Below are 2,373 nucleotides of genomic sequence, written 5' to 3'. Positions count from 1 at the left end.
CCGGGCGGGTGGGCGCGCCCCTCGCGGCGGAGATGCGGGAGGTCGCGCGGCGCGAGCCCTTGATGTCCTGGCCCCTGGCGACGGTGATGGTGCTGGGCGGGCTGGCGCTGCTGGGCATCGGGGGCAAGCTGGGCGAGGAGGGCGCGGTAGGGGCCGCCCTGTCGCTGGGCCTGTCCCAGCAGCTCGTGGGACTCACCGTCGTGTCCCTGGCCACCACGCTGCCCGAACTGGTCACCAGCCTCATGGCCGTGCGCCGCGGCCAGACGGACATGGCGCTGGGCAACATCGTGGGCTCCAACATCTTCAACCTGCTCTTCATCCTGGGCACCGCGGCGCTCATCGGCACCGTGCCGCTGCCCCCGGGCGGAACCGTCATCCTGCTGGCGGTGCTGGGCTTCACCCTGCTGCTCTTCCCGCTGTCCATCACCTTCGACTGGACCATCACCCGGCTCGAGGGGCTGCTGCTGCTCGCGCTGTACCTGGCCTTCATGGGCTGGCAGCTCTGGCTGGGGCTCGCCACCCCGGCGGCCCCGCCTCGGGGGCAGGCGGTTGGCAGGAACACGCCCGGTGGGTAACTGCAATGAATGCCCCGCTTCCGCCTGCGCGCCAAACTGACGTTGGGTGTCTGTCTGGTCCTGGTGCCGCTGCTGGGACTGCTGCTGTTCGGCATCGAGGAAGGGTATGAGATGCGCCGGGCCTCACTGCTCAACAGCATGGGGCAGACGGCGACCACGGCCGGGCTGCTCATCGACGCGTCGCTGGGTGACGCCATGCGCCTGGCGGAGACGCTCGCCGTGGGGACGGCCGGCCAGGACCTGCGCTCGCACGAGTTCCGGCGCTCCCTGGCGGACCTGGTGCGCCTGCGCGAGGACCTGCTCAACGTGGCCGTGTTCGACATCTCCGGCCAGCCCATCACCTCCGCCACGCCCTGGCCGGAGACGGCGGAGGGCATCCTGGACCGCCCCTACTTCCAGCACGTCCTCCAGACGAAGGAGGCAGGCGTCTCCGCCCTCCTCGTCGGCCGGGGCACGAAGCAGCCCACGGTGATCGCCGCCGCGCCCATCCTCAACGCGACCCGCCAGGTGGTGGGCGTGGTCACCGTCAGCCTGCGCCTGGACCGGGTCGCCCAGCGGATGCTCGACATCGAGCTGCGCCCCGGTCAGGCCCTGTTCGTCACGGACTCGCTCGGCCGGCTCGTCCTCCACACGGGGCGCCTGGAGTCCTCCTGGCGGGAGCGGGACCTCTCCGGCCTCCCGCGCATCCAGGAAGCCCTCTCCGCCGGGACACCGGTCCTCACGACGGACTTCGAGGGCGTCTTCCGGCAGGACCCGCGGATCGCCGCGCTCGTCCCCACCCCACGGCAGGGCTGGCTCGTCGGCGTCACGTGGGGCACGCGGGAGGCCTTCGAGGAGATGGCCGGCGTGCGCCGGCTCCAGCTCGCGGCCTTCACCGCCATCTCGCTCCTGGTGCTCGCGGGGGCGTACACGCTGGCCGCCTACCTCAGCGGGCGGGCGTCCCGGCTGGTGGATCACGCCCGGGCCCTGGGGCGGGGGGAATGGACGCCCATCCAGCTGTCGCGCCTGGGCACCGGGGACGAGCTGGACGAGCTCACCCACGCCTTCAACCACATGGCGGCGGAGCTGAAGTCGGAGCGCGAGCGGCGGGAGCGGTTCATCTCCGCCGTCGCCCATGACCTGAAGAACCTCATCACGCCGCTCACGCTGGCCACCCAGCTGCTGGGCTCCCCCTCGCGGCAAACGCCGGAGGCCCGGGAGCGGATGCTCGCACGGCTGGGCCGGCAGACGGCGGGCATCGAGCGGCTGGTGTCGGACCTGCTGGACGTGTCCCGGCTGCAGACGGGCCACTTCACCCTGTTCCGGCAGCCCTGCGACGTGGTGAAGGTGGTGCGCAGCGTCCTGGAGGAACAGCAGGAGGGGGCGGCCGGCCATGTGCTCGTGTACGAGGGCCGGAGCACCTGGGGGCGGAGGTGGATCCGGACCGCGTCGCGCAGGTGCTCACCAACCTGGTGGGCAACGGCATCAAGTACAGCCCGGAGGGCGGGACGGTGACGGTGACGGTGACCCAGACCGCGGACACGGTGGACTTGCGCGTCGAGGACCAGGGCATCGGCCTGCAGCCCCAGGAGCTCCAGGAGGTGTTCGCGCCCTACTCGCGCGCGGCGGAGGCCCGGAGCATCCGGGGGTTGGGCCTGGGGCTCTACATCTGCCGGGCCATCGTGGAGGCCCACGGCGGCACCATCGAGGCGCGCAGCGAGGGGCGCGGCCGGGGGACCACCTTCCTCGTCAGCCTCCCCCGTCACCCGCCCGGCGGCGCCACCCCGTAGAGGGGGCCGCGACCCAGGTCGGCCGAGCC

Annotated in this window: 3 protein-coding genes; all 3 read left to right on the top strand. The window is 72.6% G+C overall.

Going from position 1 to position 2,373, the window contains the following annotated elements:
* The coding region (locus ACLEQD_RS41510; protein WP_410391432.1) for a sodium:calcium antiporter at window positions 1–575 on the top strand (575 nt) is incomplete at its 5' end.
* A 9-nt stretch (window positions 576–584) separates the two neighbouring features.
* On the top strand, window positions 585–2,069 hold the full coding sequence (locus tag ACLEQD_RS41505) for a cache domain-containing protein (protein ID WP_410391431.1): 1,485 nt from the start codon (window positions 585–587) through the stop codon (window positions 2,067–2,069).
* The gene (locus ACLEQD_RS41500; RefSeq protein ID WP_410391430.1) at window positions 1,988–2,344 is read left to right on the top strand and encodes a sensor histidine kinase; all 357 of its coding nucleotides are present in this window, start codon (window positions 1,988–1,990) and stop codon (window positions 2,342–2,344) included. The genes ACLEQD_RS41505 and ACLEQD_RS41500 overlap by 82 nt, the downstream gene beginning before the upstream one ends.
* The last annotated feature ends 29 nt before the right edge of the window (window positions 2,345–2,373 follow it).

This window comes from Corallococcus sp. 4LFB (assembly GCF_046520365.1).
Taxonomy (GTDB): domain Bacteria; phylum Myxococcota; class Myxococcia; order Myxococcales; family Myxococcaceae; genus Corallococcus; species Corallococcus caeni.
Note: the sequence above shows the minus strand (reverse complement) of the source record. Positions and strands in the feature narration are given on the sequence as shown.